Source organism: Kribbella rubisoli (genome assembly GCF_004217145.1).
Classification (GTDB): domain Bacteria; phylum Actinomycetota; class Actinomycetes; order Propionibacteriales; family Kribbellaceae; genus Kribbella; species Kribbella rubisoli.
Genome location: NZ_SHKR01000012.1, coordinates 969581 through 989226, shown reverse-complemented (window position 1 = coordinate 989226; position 19646 = coordinate 969581). Strand labels below are relative to the sequence as shown.

The 19646-nt window shown below is 65.3% G+C and carries 17 protein-coding genes; 11 read left to right on the top strand and 6 right to left on the bottom strand.

The annotated features are described in order from the left end of the window. Positions 1-112: 112 nt before the first annotated feature. The 8 genes from EV645_RS18965 (at position 113) to EV645_RS18930 (ending at position 9643) form a co-directional block, all read left to right on the top strand. Positions 113-1705, top strand: coding sequence for an alpha-L-fucosidase (locus tag EV645_RS18965; protein ID WP_157997103.1), 1593 nt, complete (start codon positions 113-115; stop codon positions 1703-1705). A gap of 56 nt (positions 1706-1761) precedes the next feature. Beyond that, the gene (locus EV645_RS18960; RefSeq protein ID WP_130445209.1) at positions 1762-3204 is read left to right on the top strand and encodes an ABC transporter substrate-binding protein; all 1443 of its coding nucleotides are present in this window, start codon (positions 1762-1764) and stop codon (positions 3202-3204) included. A gap of 13 nt (positions 3205-3217) precedes the next feature. Then, positions 3218-4147, top strand: coding sequence for a carbohydrate ABC transporter permease (locus tag EV645_RS18955; protein WP_130445208.1), 930 nt, complete (start codon positions 3218-3220; stop codon positions 4145-4147). 25 nt (positions 4148-4172) lie between these two features. Then, complete coding sequence (locus EV645_RS18950; RefSeq protein ID WP_130445207.1) at positions 4173-5072, top strand: carbohydrate ABC transporter permease; 900 nt, start codon at positions 4173-4175, stop codon at positions 5070-5072. Beyond that, entirely contained in the window at positions 5069-7204 is a 2136-nt protein-coding gene (locus EV645_RS18945; RefSeq protein ID WP_130445206.1) for a hypothetical protein, read from the top strand. Before EV645_RS18950 ends, EV645_RS18945 begins: the two co-directional genes overlap by 4 nt. Next, on the top strand, positions 7201-8250 hold the full coding sequence (locus EV645_RS18940) for an aldo/keto reductase (RefSeq protein ID WP_130445205.1): 1050 nt from the start codon (positions 7201-7203) through the stop codon (positions 8248-8250). The genes EV645_RS18945 and EV645_RS18940 overlap by 4 nt, the downstream gene beginning before the upstream one ends. A gap of 18 nt (positions 8251-8268) precedes the next feature. After that, positions 8269-8697 (top strand): RbsD/FucU family protein, encoded by a 429-nt coding sequence (locus tag EV645_RS18935; protein WP_130445204.1) that lies wholly within the window; start codon positions 8269-8271, stop codon positions 8695-8697. A gap of 175 nt (positions 8698-8872) precedes the next feature. Further along, entirely contained in the window at positions 8873-9643 is a 771-nt protein-coding gene (locus EV645_RS18930; RefSeq protein WP_422386631.1) for a DeoR/GlpR family DNA-binding transcription regulator, read from the top strand. A gap of 4 nt (positions 9644-9647) precedes the next feature. Here the strand turns inward: EV645_RS18930 and EV645_RS18925 are convergent, their stop codons facing one another. From EV645_RS18925 to EV645_RS18900, 6 genes are all read right to left on the bottom strand, one after another. Next, positions 9648-10505, bottom strand: coding sequence for a carbohydrate ABC transporter permease (locus EV645_RS18925; protein ID WP_130445203.1), 858 nt, complete (start codon positions 10503-10505; stop codon positions 9648-9650). Further along, positions 10498-11466: a carbohydrate ABC transporter permease gene (locus EV645_RS18920; protein ID WP_242000504.1), complete on the bottom strand. Its 969-nt coding sequence runs from the start codon at positions 11464-11466 to the stop codon at positions 10498-10500. Before EV645_RS18920 ends, EV645_RS18925 begins: the two co-directional genes overlap by 8 nt. Then, a complete protein-coding gene (locus EV645_RS18915) occupies positions 11463-12737 on the bottom strand; it encodes an ABC transporter substrate-binding protein (protein ID WP_130445201.1) in 1275 nt (424 codons plus the stop codon). The genes EV645_RS18920 and EV645_RS18915 overlap by 4 nt, the downstream gene beginning before the upstream one ends. Further along, positions 12734-13909 (bottom strand): NAD(P)/FAD-dependent oxidoreductase, encoded by a 1176-nt coding sequence (locus tag EV645_RS18910; protein WP_130445200.1) that lies wholly within the window; start codon positions 13907-13909, stop codon positions 12734-12736. The genes EV645_RS18915 and EV645_RS18910 overlap by 4 nt, the downstream gene beginning before the upstream one ends. Continuing rightward, positions 13896-14903 (bottom strand): amidohydrolase family protein, encoded by a 1008-nt coding sequence (locus EV645_RS18905; protein ID WP_198681697.1) that lies wholly within the window; start codon positions 14901-14903, stop codon positions 13896-13898. The genes EV645_RS18910 and EV645_RS18905 overlap by 14 nt, the downstream gene beginning before the upstream one ends. A 161-nt stretch (positions 14904-15064) precedes the next feature. Then, on the bottom strand, positions 15065-15889 hold the full coding sequence (locus tag EV645_RS18900; protein WP_130445198.1) for a hydroxypyruvate isomerase family protein: 825 nt from the start codon (positions 15887-15889) through the stop codon (positions 15065-15067). Between the two features lie 136 nt (positions 15890-16025). Between EV645_RS18900 and EV645_RS18895 the strand changes: the two genes are divergently transcribed. Genes EV645_RS18895 through EV645_RS18885 form a run of 3 tightly spaced genes read left to right on the top strand, consistent with a single transcriptional unit; the run spans position 16026 to position 19641 of the window. Beyond that, positions 16026-17369 (top strand): ABC transporter substrate-binding protein, encoded by a 1344-nt coding sequence (locus tag EV645_RS18895; RefSeq protein ID WP_157997101.1) that lies wholly within the window; start codon positions 16026-16028, stop codon positions 17367-17369. 27 nt (positions 17370-17396) lie between these two features. Then, positions 17397-18719 carry an alpha-amylase family protein gene (locus tag EV645_RS18890; protein WP_130445196.1) on the top strand — a complete coding sequence of 441 codons (1323 nt, stop codon included), beginning with the start codon at positions 17397-17399 and terminating at the stop codon, positions 18717-18719. A gap of 4 nt (positions 18720-18723) precedes the next feature. Beyond that, on the top strand, positions 18724-19641 hold the full coding sequence (locus EV645_RS18885) for a carbohydrate ABC transporter permease (protein ID WP_130445195.1): 918 nt from the start codon (positions 18724-18726) through the stop codon (positions 19639-19641). Positions 19642-19646 lie beyond the last annotated feature (5 nt).

Sequence of the window (19646 nt, the reverse complement as noted above, 5' to 3'; positions counted from 1 at the left end):
CTGCAAATCTCATCGTAGACAGGGCGAAACGTTACGTGCTAACTTGCCTGACAAGTTGACTGGTGTGCCGATATGCAGTCGCCCACTGCCTGTTTTCGACGAGGAGCTTCTGGTGCTGGTCGAGTCCAATCCCGTGGCGCATGCCACTGCCGATGGCAACGCAGCTGATCGCGTCGAGTGGTTCCGCGACCTCGGGCTGGGGTTGTTCATCCACTGGAGCATCGATACGCAACTCGGCTCCGACGTGAGCCATCCGCTGGTCGGTGCTTCGCAGGACTTTGTGGAGAGGTACTACGAGGAACTCCCGCGCCGATTCCGTCCCCGGCGCTTCGACCCGACAGAGTGGGCCGAGCTCGCCGATCTCGTCGGGATGCGGTACGTCGTGTTCACCACCAAGCATCACAACGGGTTCTGCATGTTCCGCACGGCGACGACCGAGCGCCATGTCGGCAATACGCCGTTCGGCCGGGACACGACCGCAGAGATCCTCGAGGCGTTCCGGGAGCACGGCATCGCCGCCGGCGTCTACTTCTCACCGGACGACTTCGCCTGGCTGTGGGAGCAGGGCATCCCGATCCAGCGGTCGATTCCAAGCGTGCAACCGGCCGCGAATCCCGGGCTGATGGAGTTGGCGAAATCCCAGATGACCGAACTGCTCACGGAGTTCGGTCCGGTCGAGATCGTCTTCTTCGACGGCGAGGCCGAAGGGCTTCGCGAACATACGTGGCAGACGGACCCCAACGTCGTGGTTACTCGCGGCGCGCTGCCGACCCCCGAGCAGTACATTCCGGGCCAGCCGATCGACGGCGCCTGGGAGTCCAACCTCACCATGGGCTCGCAGTGGACCTACAAGCCGACGAACGAGACCTACAAGTCGGGAACCCGCTTGATCGAGATCCTGATCGAGACCCGGGCCAAGGGCGGAAACCTGCTGCTCAACATCGGCCCGAAACCGGATGGGACCATCCCGGTCGAGCAGGAGGCACGGCTTCAGGAGCTCGGACTGTGGATGTTCGTCAACGGGGAGGCGATCTACGCCACCCGCCCGTGGGTCGTAACGAATGAAGGCGAGCTGTGGTTCACCGCGTCGAAGGACGCCAAGAGCGTCTACGTCATCGTCACCGGTGAGCGGTGGAAGTGGGGTGAACGGCGGGAGTTCGTGCTGCGGTCGATCAAGGCGACCGAACTCACCGAGGTCTCTGTCCTCGGGCAGAGCGGACAGCTGATGGAGTACCGGCCGGAGCTCGACGCGACGCCGCGTTGGGAGCAGACCGACGCCGGTCTCGTGGTCTCAGCTCTCAACGCACAGCGGCTGTACAACGACAAGAAGTGGCCCAACCCGGTGGTCATCAAGCTGACCAACGTCGAGGCGGCGGCCGAACCGACTCGGATCTCCACAGTGGACGCGTCCTGGGACGAAGCCACCTCGACCGTCTCGGTCGGCGTGACGGTCCTGGCCCGCGGATCCTCGGAATCCGTGCGGCTGGGCGCGGAGTACCAGGACATCACCGGCATGGACACGATGGAACGCCCGGACGAGTGGAAACCTACTGAGCTCGTCGCCGATGAGGGTGCCGTCGTGCACGCTCCGTTCCACGCGGAGCCCGGCCGGCTTTACGCCGTACGTGCACTCGGCCGGACCGCGCTTCTCGACGTGCGCGGCCCCGAGCTGAAGTTCCGCACACCAGGCATTGCGAGCGGCTGACGCCCACTCCGGCTCGTCAAGAAACGCGGGTTCGAAATTCTCATGGAGGAGGAACGATGCAAGTACCAAGAACCCCCGCAGAAAAGGGATTCAGCCGGCGCACCTTCTTGCGTACGGCGGGTGCCACCGCGATCGCGGCCACCGGCGCGAATGCCCTGGCGTCGTGTTCGTCGTCGAGCCCTACGACGACCTCGCTGATCGCGTCCAAGCTCTACCCGTCCGCGGACGCCCAGAAGCTCAACGACAGCTTCGACTGGGGGAAGTCGTCCGTCGCCGATCCGAAGTCCTCGGTGACCATCACGGTGGCGCACTCGTGGTCGCCGGCGGATTTCGTCCGCCAGCAGCAGTTCGACTACTTCTTCCAGAAGCGTCATCCGAACATCAAGATCGTCGCCGAGAACGCGGGCGACAGCTCGGCGGACTACCTGAAGAAGTACTCGAGCCAGGCCGCGGGCGGCAGCCTGCCGGACGTTATGTACAACGGGTTCGGCTTCGCCCAGAACTTCATCGGTTCGGGCGCGTTCCTTGCACTCAACGACTACATCTCCGGTGAGCCCAACTTCAATCCCTCGGACTTCGCCGAGGTCTCGACCGGGTACTACAAGCGCGACGGCAAGCAGTATTCGGTGCCGTACGACTGCGGACCCGTGATGATCTACTACAACAAAGACATCTTCGCGAAGGCAGGCGTCGCCCTGCCGACTGCGGGATGGAAGTTCGACGACCTGCGCAACGCGGTCTTGGCGACGACGAGCGGCCAGGGCGCGGGCAAGGTCTTCGGTCTCTCCCTGCCGGTGACCCCCGTCGACACGTTCTGGGACCCGGTGCGCCTGTCTCCCCTTGGTGGCCACTACCTGAGCGACGACGAGTCACAGGTGCTCCTGGACAAGCCGGAGTCGATCGCCGCGGTGGAGTGGTGGATGGACATGTACCTGCAGAAGGGCGTGTTCCCGTCCCCGTCAGAGCTGCAGGGGATGTCGCAGGCCGACGCTTTCGCCCTCGGCCGGGCCGCCATCAAGGTGGACGGGTCCTGGGGTGCGCCGTCGCTGCGCGACCAAGCGGCCTTCAAATGGGGCATCGCGGACTGGCCGGCCGGCCCGAAGGGGCACTCCACAGCCGCGGTCGGCAGCGCGTACTCGATCACCTCGAAGAGCAAGCAGCAGGACGCCGCCTGGATCTACCTCAACGAGTACCTTTCGACCTCTGGCCAGGTGTTCATGTTCGCCAGCACGGGCAAGGGCAACATGACCAGGAAGTCAGCATGGCCGGCCTATCTCAAGTCGGACGCCGCGCCGGAGGGCGCCAACGCCATCTACAACGCGCTCAACACCTACGCCACCAGCACCGGCGTCGTGTTCGGTCCGGCGACGCCGCAGATCACCAACGCGGTGACTCCGATCTGGGACCAGGTGATGGGAAAGTCGCTGGGTGTCTCCGACGCGTGCAAGAAGATCGCGTCGACGATCCAGCCGCTCCTGAAGAAGAACGTCGCGGGCTGAGACGAGAATCGGCATGGCACAGGCTGCACCCACGCTCGAACTGCCGGGCCGGCGGACCCGACGTACCAGCCCGCTCGCGCGTCGCGAGGCACGTGCGTTCTACGGCTTCGCGTCTCCGTGGATCCTCGGCTTCATCCTGTTCGGTGGCGGCCCGGTCGTCGCCGCACTCCTGCTGAGCTTCGCCCACTGGTCACTGCTGTCCACACCCAGCTGGGCGGGCTTGGCGAACTACCGGAAGATGTTCGCCGATCCCCTTTTCTACAAGTCGATCGGCAACACCGTCTACTTCGGCGCCGGCTCGGTCGTTCTCGGCGTGGTCACGAGCTTCCTGCTCGCGATCCTGCTCAACCAGAAGGTCCGCGGCCTCGGATTCTTCCGTACCGTCTTCTATCTGCCTTCGGTCGTGGCCGGCGTCGCCACCGCGATCCTGTGGATCAACATCCTGCAACCCGACTCCGGCCTCATCAACAGCTTCCTACGATTCTTCGGCATCAAGGGCCCAGGCTGGCTGGTTGACGAGCACTGGGCCATCCCCGGCCTCATCCTGATGTCGGTGTGGGGCGCGGGCAACACCATCGTGATCTATCTGGCCGGTCTCCAAGGCATCTCCCCCACGCTCTACGAGGCTGCCCTCCTCGACGGCGCAGGATGGTGGGACCGGTTCTGGCACGTCACCGTGCCGATGATGTCGCCGGTCATCTTCTTCAACGTCGTCACCAGTCTCATCGCCAGCTTGCAGGCCTACACGCTCGTACTGGTGATGACCGAGGGCGGACCGAACAACGCGACCCTCATGTTGGGCCTCTACATCTACCGCCAGGCGTTCGAGTACTTCGACATGGGCTACGCGGCCGCCCTGTCGTGGGCGATGTTCGCTCTCATCGGCGTCGTCACGGCTCTGCAGTTCGTACTCGCGCGCCGCTGGGTGCACTACGACGCCTGACCCGACCATCAATCGGAGCTCCACCATGACCTTGACAGCGACCCCGCCCCAGCAGGCCCCGCCGACGCAACGCCGGCCCATCGGCTCCAGCCAGACCTCCGTCGAGCGTTTCCGGAAGACCATCACCTACGTCCTGTTGATCGCGGGCACCGCGGTGTTCGTCATCCCGTTCCTCTGGATGGTGACAACGTCCCTCAAGACCTCGCAGGAGGTGCTGGCCTACCCACCCAAGGTGCTGCCCGCGACGCCACGGTTCGACAACTATCCGGCCGCCTGGACTTCGTTGCCGTTCACAACGTTCCTGATCAACTCGATCATCATCACCGGCCTGTCGGTGATCGGGAACCTGGTCTCGTGCGTGCTCCCTGCGTACGCCTTCGCTCGCCTGCGAGCGCGCTCACGGGGGGCGCTGTTCGCCCTGATGGTCGCAACCATGGCGATCCCGGCCGAGGTCACGCTGGTCCCGACGTTCATCATGTTCAGCAAGCTGAACCTGGTGAACACGTACTGGCCGCTGTTCCTGCCGGCCTGGTTCGGCTACGCCTTCTTCATCTTCCTGCTCCGGCAGTTCTTCCTGACCATCCCGCAAGAGCTCACCGACGCGGCCAGCATCGACGGCGCCGGACACCTTCGCACGCTCTGGTCGATCTTCCTGCCGATGTCGAAACCCGCGATCGCGGCCGTCGCCATCTTCAGCTTCGTCGGTAACTGGAACAACTTCCTCACACCGCTGATCTACCTGCGGACGCAGAACAACTTCACGCTCGCCCTCGGCCTGAGCCTGTTCAAGGGACAGTACGAGACGCAGTACAACCAGATGATGGCGGTCGGGATCATCTCCCTGCTCCCGATCCTCATCGTCTTCTTCCTCGCGCAACGGACCTTCGTCGAAGGCGTGCGCCTGAGCGGACTGGGGGGCCGATGAGTACCGTCTACATCGTCAGCGAGGTGCGATCGCCCCTTGTGGACTTCGGCCTCGCAGAGATCCGCACAGCTCTCCAGGCAGACGGCTTCGAGGTCGTCGGTCCGTGGCCGGAGCTCCGCGACGACCCGCGCCCCGAGCCGGTGATCGTCGTACGTCGAGTCAGCTCGTCCGACGAGGTCGCGGCGTTCGTCGCCGGCGCCGACGGCCTGTCCGGCCCGACGTACCCCGACGAGTCCTTCACGGTGTCCGGCGCCGGAGGCCGGGTCGTCGTCGAAGCCGCCCATCCGCGTGGCCTGCTGTACGGCTGCCTCGAGGTCGCCGACCTCGTCCGGGCGCAGACCTGGACAGAGGACGGACTCGACGTCGCGAAATCGCCGTCGCTCTCCGTCCGCGGCGTCAAGTTCAATCTGCCCTACGAGCCCTACTCCAACGGCGATCCGTTCCGGCAGAACCTCGAAACCTGCTTCGATCTGGAGTTCTGGCGCGACTACCTCGACGAACTTGCCCGTAATCGCTACAACTGCCTGAGCCTGTGGTCGCTCCACCCCTTCCATCTGATGGTGAGCTCTCCCGAATTCCGGGACGCCAACCCTTTCACCGACGAGGAGATCGCCGACCACGAGAGGTTCTTCCACGCGCTGTTCGGCCATGCCCGGGATCGCGGGATCGACGTCTATCTGTTCACCTGGAACATCTACCTGCCCGAGCCGGTGGCTCGTGGCCTCGGCCTGCCCGCCGCCTTGGCGAACAGCAGTGAAGGCACCGAGACCATCAATCGCTGGGATGCTGCTCGCGCCAGGCAACGCGCCCCGCAAGTGTCCGCGTACTACGAGGAGATGATCTACCGCCTGCTCGTCACCTATCCCGAGCTGGACGGCATCGGCACGAGCGGCAGCGAAGCGATGAGCGGTACGGGCAGCGAGAAGGAGCAGTGGGTGGTCGACACCTACCTGCGAGGCATCGAACGGTCGGGGCGGCGGGTGAAGTTCCTGCACCGCACCAACATGCAGAGCACCGCCGACATCATCGCCATGGCCAAGCCCATGATCGATCCGACTCGCTTCTACATCAGCTGGAAGTACTCGATCGCGCACTGCTATTCACACCCCCGTCCTGCTTTCGAGGACTTGCTCCACGTGTGGGACGGAGTGGATCTCGAGCAGACGCAGTTCCTCTTCACCGTGCGGAACGACGACGTCCACACGCACCGCTGGGGTGATGTGGACTACGTGCGGGAGTACGTCCGCGGGATAGTCGAGAAGAACTACGCCCACGGCTTCTACTGGGGTGCGGACGGATATCTCTGGGCCCGTGACTTCCAGCATGTCGACCACGGCCACAAAACTTGGCGCTGGGATTTCGAACGACAACGACTGCAGTTCCAGTTGTGGGGCCGTCTCGCCTACGATCCCGACACCGCTTCGGATGTCTTCGAACGCCTGGCACGCATCGATTACGGGGACGACGCTCCGACCCTGTACGAAGGGCTCCGCCACGCCTCGAAAATCATCCCGGCGGTCAATCGGCTGTGCTGGCTCGACCTCGACTTCCAGTGGCATCCGGAAGGATGCCTGACCCGCGACCACGGGCTCCGCACCGTGCTCGACTTCCTCGACAGCTCTCCCATGCCCGGTGCCGGCACGATCGGCATCCGGGAGTTCGCCAGAACCGAACTACGCGGCGGAGCAGACGCCTCTGCCGAGACCCCGCTGGACGTGATCGCGGTGCTGACCGAGGAGTCACACGCGGCCGACGAACTCGCGACGGAGGCAGAGGACCGTACGCCGTCATGGCGCGAACCACTCGCCACCTGCGCGATCCTCGACCTGCGAGCAACAGCCGCACTGGGCAGGTACTACGCGGCGAAGATCGAGGCAGCACTCGAGCTCGCCCGTGCCGAGGAGCGCGAAGAGCCGGAACGCGCCGTACGGTCAGCCGAGTTGCTCGACCAGGCAGTCGAACACTGGAAGGCCCTCGGCTTCTTCTGGGGCCAGCACTATCAGCCATACCAGATGGCCCGTGTCGACCGCATCTTCGGCTACCCCTTCTACCTCGACGATGTACGCCGCGATGTGCGCCTCGCGCAGGACCTCGGCGACCGCCTCTCTCGACAAGGAGAAGTCACGCAATGACGTCCCAGATCGATGCCCGTCTGCTGCCTTCACGGGTGCTCGCATCCGGAGCAACCATCCCCGTGATCGGGATGGGCACCTTCGGCTCCGACCGCTACTCCGCGGATGATGTCGCAACCGCCGTCGCGGGGGCAATCCGCAGCGGCTATCGCCTCGTCGACTGCGCTGCCGTCTACGGCAACGAGTCCCAGATCGGCGCCGTACTGGAGAGTGCCATCGCGGACGTCGCGCCTCGCGAGGACCTCTTCGTCATGTCGAAGGTCTGGAACGATGCGCACGCCCCCGAAGACGCTGTGGCTTCTGTCCACCGGTCTTTGCAACACCTTCGACTGGATTACCTCGACGCGGTGTTCGTGCACTGGCCGTTCCCCAACCACCATCCGCCGCACGCGGAGGCCGGGATGCGCGACCCGCACGCCCGACCGTACGTGCATGAGCGGTACATGGAGACGTGGCACGCTCTCGAGAACCTCGTGGACGCCGGTCTGGTGCGCCACCTGGGCACGTCGAACGTAACGATCCCGAAGCTGACGCTGATCCTCGAGGACGCCCGGATCGCTCCCGCTCTCATCGAGATGGAGCTCCACCCGTGCTTCCAGCAGCCGGAACTGTTCCGGTACGCCGTGGACCACGACGTACAGCCGATCGGCTACTCGCCCCTGGGCTCGCCGTCACGTCCCGAGCGCGACCGAAGCGACGATGACCTGGTTGACGTGGATCACCCCATCGTCCAGCGCATCGCACGCAACCACGGCGTACATCCGGCCCTGGTCTGCCTGAAGTGGGCTGTTGCCCGCGGCCAGATCCCCATCCCCTTCTCTGTCAAGCAGGAGCAGTACGCCGCGAACCTCGCCGCCGTCCTCTCCGACCCGCTGACGCCGACCGAACTCGAGGACATGCGCGGAGTAGAACGCAACAACCGTCTCATCAAGGGACAGGTGTTCCTCTGGGACGGATCCGAGTCGTGGCTGGACCTCTGGGACGTCGACGGCACAATCCCAGGCTGGAACGGGTACGGATCCCCCCGCGCCCAAGGCGACCGCTGACAGAGGAGAGATTTCATCATGCTCAACCACGAACTCATCCACCCGCCGCTGCTCGAGGCACTGGCTACGGCCGGGCACGGCTCACGGATCCTCCTCGCGGACGGGAACTATCCGTACCTGACGATGGTGAACCCGGCGGCCCGCCTCGTGCATCTCAATCTCGCACCCGGCCTGCTGACGGTGACCGACGTACTCCCGCTGATCCAGACCGCGGTGAACTTCGAGAGCGCCGCCGTGATGCGCCCCGCCGAAGGAGTGGACGCGTCCGTGCAGGAGGAGTACCGCCGGCAGCTCGGGGACGACGTGCCGATGGAGCTGGTCGATCGATTCGACTTCTACGACCTCGTGCGCTCCCCCGAGGTCGGTCTCGTGGTCGCGACCGGTGAAGTGCGTCTGTACGCGAACCTCCTGCTGACCATCGGGCTCAGCTCCCACCGCGGCGGCTAGCCCGGAACGCTCAATTCGATTGCGCGGAAGCATCGACGGCGCGGCCCGGTTCCCTAGACTGAGGCGATTCACTCGTCACGCAGGTCGGAACGAGGTGATCGTCATCAGTTCGCCAGCCCTCCCAGCGGTGCGCTGTGGGCAACCGTCGGCACCGTCACCCCGGCGAGCTCAGCGCCTGGTCGAAATCCTCGACCTGCTGACCACGCGCGGAGCCCTGTCGGTCGAGACCATGTGTCACGAACTCGAGGTGTCTCCGGCGACGCTGCGCCGGGACATGACACACCTCGAGGAACAGGGACTGGTCTCGCGCACCCGCGGCGGCGCCCGGGCGAATACGGGGCCGGAACTGCCGGTCCACCTCCGGGACACCAGATCCCCACTGGCCAAGCACGCGATCGCGGTAACGGCCGCTGCGCTGCTGCCCGCCGACCGCCCGCTCGCCGTGGCGATCGGCGGCGGATCGACCACTGCCGAGGTCGCTCGCCAACTCGGTCAGCGTCGACGACTGACAATCGTCACGAATGCCCTCACCACCGCTGCAGCGGTAGCGGCCCAGCCCAATCTGCAGATCATCATGACCGGTGGGGTGATTCGGTCGAGCTCGTTCGAGCTGGTCGGCAGCTTGGCCGAGAGTGCCTTCAACGGTATGAGCGTCAACCTGGCCATCCTCGGCGCCGACGGTGTCAGCGCTGCCCACGGGGTCACCACCCACGACCACACCGAGGCTCGCACCAACCACGCCATGGTGTCGCACGCGCACCGGCTGATGGTCGTTGCCGACGGCTCCAAGATCGGTGCGGCGACCGTGGCGAAGGTCGCCGACGCGTCGGCCGTCGACCTACTGGTGACAGACGCGTCGGCGGACCCACAGGAACTCGCCCGCCTCACCGAGCTTGGCGTAACAGTGCATGTTGCCGGCGCTTCCCGGAAGTCCCGGGCCAGCTGACGCGTCAGCCCTTCACGCCGGAGAAGGCGATACCACTCATCAGGTGCCGCTGGAACACGATGAAGACAACGATCACCGGCAGGCTCGCCAGCAGCGAACCGGCCATCAGGACGGGGAAGTTCGTCGTGTACTGCCCCTGCAGGCTGGCCAACCCGGCGGACACCGGCATCTGCCGAGGATCCGAGTTCACCACCAGCGGCCAGAGCAGATCGTTCCAGGACCAGATGATGACGAGTACGCCGAGCGCGATCATGCCGGGCGCAGCCATCGGCAGCATGATCCGCCAGAAGATCTGCAGGATGTTCGCCCCGTCGATCCGGGCGGCCTCCTCGATCTCCATCGGTAGTTGCCTGAAGAACTGACGCATCAGGAAGGTGCCGAACGCGCTGAACATGCCGGGTAGGAACAGTGCCACCAGGGTGTTCAGCAGGCCGAGCCGCTGCATGATCTGGTACTGCGGGAGCAGGAACACCTGATACGGAACCATCGTCACCGACAGAAAGATGCCGAACAGCACCGCGCTGCCGCGGAATTGCATCCGGGCGAAGGCGAAGCCGGCCAGACAGCTGAACAGGACCTGGCCGACCGTTCGGGCGATCGTCATCAACGTCGTGTTCAGCAACTGCTGGCCGAACGGCAACGCAGCGAAGACGGCTGTCACGTTCGACCATTGGAGTGAGCGCGGTACGAAGGTCGGAGGCACACTCACGGACTCGCCGAAAGTCTGCAGCGAAGTCGTGAGCTGCCAAAGGAACGGCCCGACCATGACAACGGCGCCGAGACACAGCAACAGATGAGCGACCGGATGCCGGGGCAAATAGCGGCGTCGGCGACCGACGGGCGGTTGGGCGGAGTCAGCCATAGTGCACCCACCTCCTCTGCAAGCGGAACTGGGCCGCGGTCAGGATCAGAGTCGCGAGGAGCAGTACGACGCCAATTGCTGCCGCATAGCCTCCGTCGTGCTCGGCGAAGCCACGCTGGTAGAACAGGTAGACGAGAGTTTCGGTCCTCGCGATCGCGGGACTTTGCTGGCCGACCATCAGGTAGATCAGGTCGAACGCCTGCAGCGAGTTGATCACCGTGATCACCGTGACGAAGAAGATCGACGGCGTCAGCAGCGGCACCGTGACGTGGAAGAACTGCGACACCCGGCCGGCCCCGTCCAGCTCGGCTGCCTCGTAGTAGTCGACAGGTATGCCCCGAATGCCCGAGAGAAAGATGACCATGTTGTAGCCGATCGACCCCCACACGGCGACGATGCTGATGGCGAAGATCGCCGTGGCGGGATCGGAAAGCCAATGCGGGCCGTCGATGCCGAACTTGGACAGCAGCCAGTTGATCAGACCGTAGTCGCCGTTGAAGAGAAACTTCCAGGTCAGGGCGACTGCGGCGGGCAATGTGACTACAGGCAGGAAGTACAGCGTGCGGTACACGGTGACCCCACGCATGCCCGGCAGACTGAGCAGCGCCGCCACGATCGCCGACAAGGGCACGGCGAGCAACGAGATGGCACTGATGATCGCCGTGTTGACCACCGCGTGCAGGACGTCGGAGTCGGCGATCAGCGTCCGGTAGTTCTCGAGTCCCGACCAGACATGCCCGCCGAACGCTCCCCAACTGGTGAAGGAATAGTAGATCGTCTGGAAGGTCGGCCAGATCTCGAAGACCAGTAGCCCTGCAGCGGCCGGCAGCAAGAACATCGCGGCCCACCAACCGCTGTCCCGGGTGGGTGGCCGCGGCCGACGCCTGTCCGGCTGTTGTCGGCCAGGCGTACCGTCCGCTCGCGATTCGGCCGGCACCGTAGCGGTGCCAGAGCTACTCACTTCTTCTCCTTCGCCAATGCCGCGTTCATCGCCTCCGCAACGCGTTGCGAGACGTCTGCGACCGGGGCTTTGCCTGTCCATGCGTCCGCGAACTGCTTCGTCGCGGTGTCACGCCAGGCAGCGGTGTCGGTCGACGCAGGGAACGGCTCGGCGTACTTGAGGTGATCGACGAAGACCTGGAGATTGAACTCAGGCATTGCCTTGGCGTAGGCATCCGCGTGCCCCTGGTACGCCGGGATCACGGTTCCGGTCTTCGCCTGGATCTCGGCCGCGCGTTCGGATCCGAGGAACTGCGCGAACTCCCATGCCTGCTGGGGATGCTTGCTTTTCGCCGAGATGCTGTTCGCCAACCCGTTGCTGTAGTACTTCCGGTTCCCGTCCGGGCCGGCGGGCAGCGGCGCGATGTCGATGTTGGCCTTGCCGTACGGGACAGCCGCGATCTCTTCGGGCTCCCACGAACCGCAATACCTCATCGCGACCTTGCCCGAGGTGAGCATCGCCAGCGGGTCGGTGTCGGTGGTCTGCTGCAGCGTGGGCGAGACGTGGTACTTCGTGATCATGTCGGTCCAGAACTGAATGCCCTGAATCGTCGCCGGCTTGTCGTAGCCTGAGCTCTTCTCATCGTCGGAGATGACCTGGCCGCCGACCTGCGGCACCGTCAGATACCAGCTCAGCTCGTCGGCCTCGGGCGCGACGAATCCGAAGACGCCCTTCTGGGGATTGGTCAGCTTCTGAGCCGCAGCGATGACATCGCTCCACGTCCACGAGTCGTCCGGGTACTTCACCTTGGCCGCGTCGAAGAGCTTCTTGTTGTAGCAGAGCCCGAATCCGTTGACATCCTTGGGAATGCCGTAGACCTTCCCGTCGACCGTGTAGGCCTTGGTGACGGCGGGCACGTAGGCGCCCATGTCCAGCTTCGAGTCCTTGATCTTGTCGTCGAGCGGAGCGATGCCGCCGCCGACCGCGTAGTACTTCGCGTACACCATCGTCATCCACAACACGTCCGGGCCACTGCCCGCGGTGATGCTGGTCTGCAGTTTGGTCCAGTAGCTCTCCCACGGCGTGACCTGCACCTGCACGTCGATGTTCGGGTGCTGGGCGTGGAATTCCTCGATGATCTGTTTCATCGCAGCCGACTGAGCTTGATCCCAGATCGCGTAGGTGAGAGTTACGTGCTCGTTGTCAGCGGACTCCGAAGACCCGGAGCAAGCGGCCGCCGCGAGGAGAAGCGGGGTGAGGCAGAGGCTCAACAGACGTCGTGCTGTGTTCATGCGGACTCCTTCAGGAGGGGGCGGCCCGGGCGGAGGAAGTCGAGGCGGGTCGGCAGGGGGTCGCCGAGTGCATGCCGAGCCGCCAGCTCGCCGAGCAACGGCCCGAGGGTCAGACCCCACGCCCCCAGGCCGGTGGCGACGTGAATTGCCGGCGCCACCGCTCCGATCAGCGGCAGGCCGTCGGTGGTAGCCGGTCGCAAGCCCACCCTGGTCTCCAGCACCGTCGCGGCCGACAGTCCCGGTGCAAGGTCCAGGGCGGCACTCAGTACTGCGTGTTGCCCGGCAGCCGTGACGCGGGCGTCGAAACCGACGTCCTCGTGTGTCGCGCCGACGACGATGCGGTCGTCGAAGCCAAGTAGGTAGCCGCCACCGGGGGTGTTGACGATCGGCCGCATGCCGGTCTGCTGGCCGTCGAGACGCAGGTGCACGAGCTGCCCGCGAATCGGCCGGATGTCTACATAGACTCCGAATCCGGCGAGGTCTGCGCCGGCCCAGGCTCCGGTGGCCAGTAGCACGGCCCCGGCGTCGAGCACCCGGTGACCGACGCGGACGCGAGGTGACGAGTCCAGCGGGTCCAGCATCCCGGCACCGGGGATCAGCTCGAACGCGGCGCCGTCACGAGCACCCTGTGCACGTCGGCGCGTCGCAGTCATCAACCGATCGTGTAACCGCGACCCGACGACGCGACCGACCTCGGCGATGTACAGACCACGCAAGTCACCACGGAGTTCTGGCCAGTACCGGCGTAGATCGGCGCCGTCGATGGTCTGCACGGGCTTGGTGATGCCATGAGCACGTCGGCCCTCTGGCCGCGACAACCGCTCGGCGACCGCATCGAGTGCTGCCTGCTCCTGCGGATCGTCCCCCGCTACTACGAGTTCACCGACCTGCTCGAAGGTCGCCGAACCCGCACCAGCCGGATCGATGGCATCGAGCTCGGCCAGCAGGCTGCGGTAGTAGCCGACGCATTCGGTGATCACCGATGTCCACTCCGGCCGCAGCTCACCACGATCGAGAGCGACCGGCGACACGATACCCGCCCCCGCATCGGTGGCCCGCCCGGCCAGACCGGCATCGACGACTGCGACCCGCGCACCCTTCCGAACGCCGGCCAGCGCGGCACTTGCGCCGACGATGCCGCCGCCGATGATGACCAGATCAAACTCCGGCATCGGTCCTCCTCGCCGGAGTGGCGAGCGCTGGAATGAAGGCGCGGGCGTTGTCCCCCTCGACCGCGGCCGCGAGATCGTGCGGAAGACCCAGACCCGAGATCGTCCAGCGTCCGGTCGGGGGCGGCTGGATCGACGAGTACTCGAAGGCCTCGTCCGTACTGGCAAGGAAACGCTGATACATCTGGTAGTCGGCCGCTTCGGGCGGCGCGCAGTCGGTACCGAGCAGCACCCGGTCGGGATGGCGCTCGATCAGCGCCCGGGTCCGCCGCGGCTGCCGACCGAGCTCTGCGAGCCGGGCGGCGATGTCGATGCGATAGTTCGGGCAGCGGTCGAGCATCTGCTCCACCCAGTCGAGATTCTCCGCGAGACAACCGACGTGGGCGCCGATGAAACGCACGTCCGGATGCCCTGCGACGACGGCCTCGAGCGCGTCCAGCAGGCGCTGCAGCGGCGGGAACTCCGCGCCGTGGAAATGCCAGTCGGGATGCCGCAGCAGTTCCTCGAGTCGTTCGTTGCGAGCGTCCAACGGCTGGAAGAATGCTGCCGGATCGGCGGTGTGGATCAGGACCGGCACATCCGCCTCGGCCAGCGCTGCCCAGAGCGGTTCCAGCTGCGGATCATCGAGGAAGATCAACTGGTCGTGCTCGTCGCGGATCCGGAGTCCGATGTCCTTCCAGAGCTTGAGGCCCGCGGCGCCCCGACGTACCGAATCAGTCAGAGACGCAGCCAGCCGGTCACCCCATCCGGAGGTCCCGGTATCGGCCCAGTCGAGGCGTGCGAAGGTCACGAAACGCCCTGGATAGCTGCGGTCATAGCGATCGAGGTTCGCCTCGAGTTCGTCGTCCCACTCGCCGTCGAGATTCACGATCGTGGCCACGCCGGCCTTGTCCATCAACCCGATCAACGCTGCTGGGTCCGGTGCCCGCCACACTCCGGTCAAGCGGCGACCCAGATGGTTGTGCACATCGACGATCGGCGCCGCCGGCTCATTCACGTCGGACACCGTCGTGGTCAGCATCGAAACTGGAGCGAAATCGCGCAGCCGGATATCGGCAAGTGGCTGAGGCATTCCATCCCTCGATCCGCAGTTCGGTTGGAGAACGCGAGGTTCGGGATGACGGTAAGAGCGGCAACCGCAAGAGGAACAGGAACTGATCACCCGGACTGATCGATGACATCCAACCGATCGACCCAGTCGAGCGACTGTTCCGTCGGCCCGGTCGGCTGGTACTCCGCAGCGATCACGCCGCGATAGCCCGCCGCAACGAGGGTCGCGACCGTCTCCTCGATCGGCAGATCACCGCTGCCAGGCTCGCCGCGACCGGGGCAGTCGGCGACCTGGACGTGACCGATCCACGGTGCCAGCCTCTCCGCTGCAGCGACCAGGTCGACGCCGTTGCTGCCGAGATGAAACAGGTCGAACAGCAGCCGGACATTCGGTGCCGAGCGCAATGGGCCCTCCAGCAACTCGACCACGTCGTCGCCGTCGACCAACGGATATGCCCCGTTCAGGCCAAGCGCCAACGGCTCCAGCAGAACGATTCCGTCAATCTCGGCCAGGACGGTCGCCGCGGTCCGTACGGCGCGGATCGCGGTGTCCCGCTGCTCGGCGTCGGACCATCGATCGTCCAGCTGGCCGTACAACAGATTGAACGAGCGGCACCCGGTCCGCCGGGCGATCTCCACGAGTTGCTCGGTGTTGGAACCGAGCTCGTCCTGGCGGTCTGGCCGGCAGGCAATACCTCGATCGCCGGACGGCATGTCACCGGCGAAGAAGTTGAGCCCCGAGAGTTCGACGTGGGCTCGCTCCAGTGCGCCGATCAACGCGTTCACCTGCTCCGCCGACGCAATCGGTCCGGGAAACGGCCACCAGCTCTCGACGTACTCGAACCCCACGGCGCGGGCGGCGGCCGGACGATCCAGGTACGGCAGCTCCGTGAACAGGATCGAGATGTTTGCGCTGAGCGGGAGCGTCGGCATAGCAATACTCTCCTGAAAACTCGTCTAGTCTGTCATCTTGACAGACAAGTTTGCCGAATTGAAGATAATTCGCAGGCACATCCCCACAGCGCATCGGAGCCCCGCGTCCGATCGCGCCGAGTGAAAGGTGATGGCTATGTCCGTCCCGCTCTCTCGTCTGTCGCGCCGCTCCGTTCTCCGCCTGGCGGGTGGACTCGGCGCCGCAGCAGTCGCCGGCCCGGCCCTCGTGGCCTGCGGCGACTCGTCCGGCTCCGGCTCCGGCCCGTCGAAGTCGGCCTCTCTCCGGTTCATGTTCTGGGGTTCCGACGACCGGGTGAAACGTTTCCAGAAGGCATCCACGGCGTTCACCGACAAGAACCCCACGATCAAGGTCAGCCCCGAGTTCGGCGACATCGACGCGATCGAAACCAAGATCACCGTCGCGATGTCGGGCAAGAATCTTCCGGACGTGTTCTGGGTGACCAGTGACCTGCTGCCCCAACTCGTTGCCGGCGGCCACGTTATGGACCTGACCTCGCACCTCGGCGCGGGAAAGGGCATCGCCGACGCCGGCTTCAGTGACGCGATCAAGGCTCCGGGCCGGCTCGACGGCAAGCAGTACGCGATGACCCACGGTTTGCAGTCGATCGGGCTGTTCGCCAAGAAGAACGTCCTGGACGAGGTCGGCATACCGGTGAAGAACTATCCGGACTCCTACACCTGGGACGAGTACGCCCAGATCAGCGCGAAGATCCACTCCGCCAAGGGGGACAAGTTCTTCGGCACCGACGATCCGAACACCGGCGGCGCGGCCGACTGGTTCGGGGCGTACGCCCGTCAGCACGATCAGGACATGTGGGCGGAGAACGGCGATCTCGGCTTCACCAAGGACCTGATGACCGAGTGGCTGAATTACTGGAAGAACCTGCGCGACACCAAGGCGTCCGTTCCGACAGCCTTGGCGCTGGAGCAGAACCCGTACTTCGAGGGCGCGCCGATGATCCGTGGCCTGGCCGCGTATCACATGCGCAACTCCAACCAGATGCTCGAACTGCAAGGCCTGACCAAGGATGCGCTGGTGCTCATGCCGTGTCCGGGCAACGGCGGGGCGGGCACCAAGGCGATCGCGCTCTCGCCCAACATGCTGTGCGTCGCCGCCAACACGAAGAATCCGGACGCGGCGCTGAAGTTCGCCGACTATCTGCTCAACGACGTCGACCGCGCCAAGATCATCGGCACGACGATCGGCGCTCCGCCGACCCAGACGGTGCGCGACGCCATCGCCACCTCGGTGACGCCCGCCGAGAAGCAGTTCCTCACCTACATCGGTTTCGAGGCCGGTGCCAAGACCAGGCCGGTACGCGGCGGGTTGGCCACGTCCGGAGCCTTCTCCAGCGACATGGTCAAGGCATGGAAGAACCTCGCCTACGACAAGGCCTCGATCCAGCAGACCGTTGATCTGATCTTCGGCGACCTGCGCACCAAGCTCCTGAAGAAGTAACTACCCCGAACGCGCGGAAGGACCGCTATGCCTTTGAACGAGATCGCCGCCAGCCTCTACCCATGGGACCTGGCCGACGAGGGCATCGAGCACATCCTCGACGTCCTGAGCAGCCGGGCGGAGGTGAACTCGGCGTACCTGGTCGGCCTGATGCACAAGGAGAAACGGCCGCTGCACGCGCGGCACTACCCGCACAACCCGGTCCGTCGCTACTACGTTCCAGAGGACAGCCGGGTGTACTGGGCCCCGGACCCCGGCAAGTACCAGCGGATCAAGCCGCTGACCACCGAGCGCGAATTCCTGATCGGCCGCGACTGGCTCGACGAGTTGACCACCGCGGCCCGCCGGCGCGGTATGCGCACCGGTTGCGAGATCTCGCACACGATCATCGACGCGCAGTACGCGCGAGAGAACTTGTCCGACGTACTGCAGCGCGATGTGTACGGCAACATCGTCGGTGCGTTCGAAGCGGTCGAGGCTCAGCGGGCACTCCCCTGCCTCAACCACCCCGACGTACAGGACTATCTGTACGGCTTGTTCGCCGACGTCGCGGCCAACCACGATGTCGACTACGTGCAGACGTGCTTGGTCCTGTTCGGCGCCGGACGCGACGACGGCGGGACGCACAGCTTCGGCCCGACCTCCTGGCAGCAGCTGCTTGCGGTGGCGACCGGCGGCTGTTTCTGCGCGGCCTGCAAGGCGAAGGCGACCGAGGAAGGGCTCGACTGGGACGCCGTCGTCCACCAAGTCACTCACCTGGCCAACCTGTCCCGCCGAATCGGGCTGGAGGAGTTGCACGAACGCCAGCTCCTCGACGAGTCCAACTACACCGAATCGGCCCTGCTGGTCGAGAACGAGGCGTTCACCGCGTGGCTGCAGTTCCGCAAGCGCTCGGTCAACCGGCTGTTCGCGCTGGTCCGGGAGGCGCTTGCCGCTTCCGGACGTCAGGTCGAGTTCCGGTACAACACGTATATGGCCTCGCCGGAGCGCGCCGGCCTCGACTTCGCCTCGGCATTCACGTACGTCGATTCGGTCCGCGAATCCGACTATTCCGACCAGCTCGGCACGGCCGAGGGGGTAGCGACCAAACGGGCGAAGCTGATGAAGTGCCGCCGCGCGCTGCGCGAGGACCAGCAGTTGATCGCCGCGCTCGGCGTACGGCCGAACGCCACCACCCAGACACTGACGGACAGCGTGAGGGCAGCTGTGGAGGCCGGCGCCGACGGCCTGTCGCTGGGCCACTACGACGGCGCCACCATGGAGCGGCTCGACGCGGTCAAGCTGGGTCTGCACCGGTGGGAGGGGCAGCAGCGCGACTGGCAGCCGCTGACCGAGTCGCCGGCGGAATAGCGCGATGGCCCTGATCAACGAGGTTCAGCAGGCAGCCCGGGGCCGTGCCCGCGGCCGGCGATCGCGGATTGCCTACCTGTTCCTGCTGCCGTGGATCGCGGGCGTGCTGCTGATCACGCTCGTGCCGATGGTGACCTCGCTGTATCTGTCCTTCACCGACTACCGGCTCGGGACCTCTCCTCGGTTCACCGGACTCGAGAACTACCGGCGGATGTTCAGCGACCCGGACTTCCTCGCGGCCGCCGGCGTGACGGCGAAGTACGTGTTCATCTCGGTCCCGCTGCAACTCACCTTCGCGCTGGCGATCGCGGTCCTGCTCAACCAAGGCGTTCGAGGGCTGGCGATCTATCGATCGGTGTACTACCTGCCCTCGCTCCTCGGCGGCAGCGTCGCGGTGGCGGTGCTCTGGCGGCAACTGTTCTCCAGCACCGGTCTGGTGCCGGAGCTGGCCGGAAAACTCGGCATTCAGATGGGTTCCTGGATCTCCGAGCCTGCGCATGCGTTGGACACGCTGATCATCCTGCATGTGTGGACCTTCGGCTCGCCCATGATCATCTTCCTGGCCGGGCTGCGACAGATCCCCGAGGAGCTGGTGGAAGCGGCCAAGGTCGACGGAGCCGGCGCGTGGCGGCGGTTCACCTCGGTGATCCTGCCGCTGCTCAGCCCGGTCGTGTTCTTCAACCTGATCCTGCAGCTCATCGGTTCGTTCCAGGCGTTCACGCAGGCCTACATCATCTCCGCGGGAACCGGTGGCCCGGCGAACTCGACGCTGTTCTACACGCTCTACCTGTTCGTGACCGGCTTCAAGAACTTCGAGATGGGCTACGCCAGTGCGCTGGCGTGGATCCTGTTCGTCGTGATCGGCATGCTGACCGCCATCAACTTCGTCGCCGCCCGCTACTGGGTTCATTACGAGGACTGATCTGA